Below are 3,255 nucleotides of genomic sequence, written 5' to 3' on the forward strand. Positions count from 1 at the left end.
GGCGAGGTCTCGAAGGGCCAGTGGCGCCAGATCGCAGTCGCCAACGACAAGGTGATGGACGACATCGAGGCGCTGAAGAAGCAGTTCGACGACTCGATCGACCGGCTGACCAAGCGCTTCGAGGACAAGGTCGAGAAGCTGCGCCGCGGCGACGAACTCGCGCCTGGCGTCATGAAGATGGTCAAGGTGTTCGTGGCGGTGAAGCGCAAGCTGCAGCCGGGCGACAAGATGGCCGGCCGTCATGGCAACAAGGGCGTCATCAGCCGCATCGTTCCGATCGAGGACATGCCGCACCTGGAAGACGGCACGGCCGTCGACTTCGTGCTGAACCCGCTGGGCGTGCCCTCGCGCATGAACGTCGGCCAGATTCTCGAGACGCACCTTGGTTGGGCGTGTTCGGGCCTCGGCCGCCAGATCGGCGACATGCTCGACAAGGTAAAGCGCGACGGCAAATACGAGCCGCTGCGCCGTCAGCTCAAGCATATCTATGGCGACGACGACCGGCTGAAGGAGCTGGACGAAGGCGGCGTGATGGAGCTTGGCGACAACCTGCGCGCCGGCATTCCGATCTCCACGCCCGTGTTCGACGGCGCCAAGGAGAAGGACATCGTCGACATGCTGGAGCAGGCGGGCCTCAGCTCGTCGGGTCAGATGACATTGTACGATGGCCGAACCGGCGAGGCGTTCAAGCGCCAGGTCACCGTCGGCTACATCTACATGCTCAAGCTAAACCATCTGGTGGACGACAAGATCCACGCGCGTTCGATCGGTCCATATTCGCTTGTCACGCAGCAGCCACTGGGCGGCAAGGCCCAGTTCGGCGGCCAGCGTTTCGGCGAAATGGAGGTCTGGGCGCTCGAGGCTTACGGCGCCGCCTACACGCTGCAGGAAATCCTGACTGTGAAGTCCGACGACGTGGCGGGACGAACCAAAGTGTACGAAGCGATCGTCCGCGGCGAGGACACCTTCGAGGCCGGTATTCCGGAATCGTTCAATGTGCTCGTCAAGGAAATGCGTTCGCTGTCGCTCAATGTGGAGCTGCTCAATGGCTGATACTTTCGAAAGTGAATCCCGCTCGCACCGTCGCGATGCGGCCCGTGCAAACCACGAGCTGATGAATGTGTTTCAGCAGGGAAAAGAAGTCCCTGCGTTCGACCGCATCCGCATCTCGCTCGCGTCGCCAGATCAAATCCTCCGCTGGTCGCACGGCGAGGTGAAGAAGCCGGAAACGATCAACTACCGCACCTTCAAGCCGGAGCGGGATGGCCTCTTCTGCGCCCGCATCTTCGGCCCGGTGAAGGACTACGAGTGCTTGTGCGGCAAGTACAAGCGCATGAAGTACAAAGGCATCGTCTGCGAGAAGTGCGGCGTTGAGGTTACGGTGCAGAAGGTGCGCCGCGATCGCATGGCGCACATCGAGCTCGCGTCGCCGGTTGCACACATCTGGTTCCTGAAGTCGCTCCCGTCGCGCATCGGCCTGATGCTCGACATGACGCTGAAGGATCTGGAACGCGTCCTCTACTTCGAGAACTACATCGTCATCGAGCCGGGCCTGACCCCGCTCAAGGAGCGTCAGCTCCTGACGGAAGACGAGTTTTATAAGGCGCAGGACGAATACGGCAACGACAGCTTCACCGCCGAGATCGGCGCCGAAGCCATCCGCAAGCTCCTCATGGCGATCGACCTAGAGAAGCTCCGGGATCAGCTGCGAGTCGATATCGCGGGCTCCAACGGTGGCGAGAAGCAGAAGAAGCTCGTTAAGCGCCTGAAGGTCGTCGAGGCGTTCATCGAATCCGGCAACCGTCCGGAGTGGATGATCCTGACCGTCGTTCCGGTGATCCCGCCGGATCTGCGCCCGCTCGTCCCGCTGGATGGCGGCCGCTTCGCGACGTCGGACCTGAACGACCTGTATCGCCGCGTCATCAACCGCAACAACCGCCTGAAGCGCCTGATCGAACTCAAGGCGCCGGACATCATCGTGCGCAACGAGAAGCGCATGTTGCAGGAGTCTGTTGACGCGCTGTTCGACAACGGCCGCCGCGGCCGCGTCATCACGGGTGCCAACAAGCGTCCGCTGAAGTCGATTGCCGATATGCTGAAGGGCAAACAGGGCCGCTTCCGTCAGAACCTGCTCGGCAAGCGTGTCGACTACTCGGGCCGTTCGGTCATCGTGGTCGGTCCGGAACTCAAGCTGCATCAGTGTGGCTTGCCGAAGAAGATGGCGCTCGAGCTGTTCAAGCCGTTCATCTACGCGCGGCTTGAAGCGAAGGGCTTCAGCCAGACGGTCAAGCAGTCGAAGAAGCTGGTCGAAAAGGAAAAGCCCGAGGTTTGGGACATCCTGGAAGAGGTGATCCGCGAGCATCCGGTGCTGCTCAACCGCGCACCGACGCTCCACCGCCTCGGTATCCAGGCGTTCGAGCCCGTGCTGATCGAAGGCAAGGCGATCCAGCTCCATCCGCTGGTTTGCACCGCCTTCAACGCGGACTTCGACGGCGACCAGATGGCCGTGCACGTCCCGCTGTCGCTCGAAGCGCAGCTGGAAGCGCGCGTGCTGATGATGTCGACCAACAACATCCTCAGCCCCGCGAACGGCAAGCCGATCATCGTGCCGACGCAGGACATCGTTCTGGGGCTCTACTACCTCTCGCAGGAACGTCCGAACGAGCCCGGCGAGTACAAGGAAGATCCGAAGACGAAGCTGCCGCTCCAGGGCTTCTACAACGATATGGCAGAGATCGAGCACGCCCTGTTTGCGGGCACGCTCACGCTGCATGCCAAGATCAAGTGCCGCTACAAGACAGTCGACGCCGAAGGCAAGCCCGTCACGCTGCGCGTCGACTCGACGCCTGGCCGCATGATGATCGCTGAGATCCTGCCGCGTCATCCGAAGATCCCGTTCACGCTGGTGAACCGTCTGCTGCGCAAGCAGGAGGTCAGCCACATCATCGATGAGGTCTATCGTCACTGCGGCCAGAAGGAGACCGTGCTCTTCGCCGATGCGGTGATGGGCCTCGGCTTCCGTGAGGCGTGCAAGGCCGGCGTTTCGTTCGGCAAGGACGACATGGTCGTGCCGGATACCAAGATCAAGCTGATCGACGAGACACGTCACCGCGTTCGCGAGTACGAGCAGCAGTATCTGGATGGCCTGACCACGGACAAGGAGAAGTACAACCTCGTCGTCGACACCTGGTCGAAGTGCACCGATCAGGTCGCGGCCGAAATGATGAAGGAAATCTCCGAGCCCAAGCTGGACAC

At 61.6% G+C, this 3,255-nt stretch carries 1 protein-coding gene and 1 pseudogene; both read left to right on the forward strand.

The window, feature by feature from the left end:
* Window positions 1-1,053 (forward strand): annotated as a pseudogene (locus JOZ76_RS32440) (DNA-directed RNA polymerase subunit beta); the annotation flags it as partial.
* Window positions 1,046-3,255, forward strand: a 2,210-nt coding sequence (gene rpoC, locus JOZ76_RS32445; protein ID WP_291705471.1) for a DNA-directed RNA polymerase subunit beta', incomplete at its 3' end; no start/stop codon positions are given. The pseudogene JOZ76_RS32440 and the gene rpoC, both read left to right, overlap by 8 nt.

The organism is Bradyrhizobium sp., from assembly GCF_019244115.1.
In the GTDB taxonomy this organism is placed as follows: Bacteria; Pseudomonadota; Alphaproteobacteria; order Rhizobiales; family Xanthobacteraceae; genus Bradyrhizobium.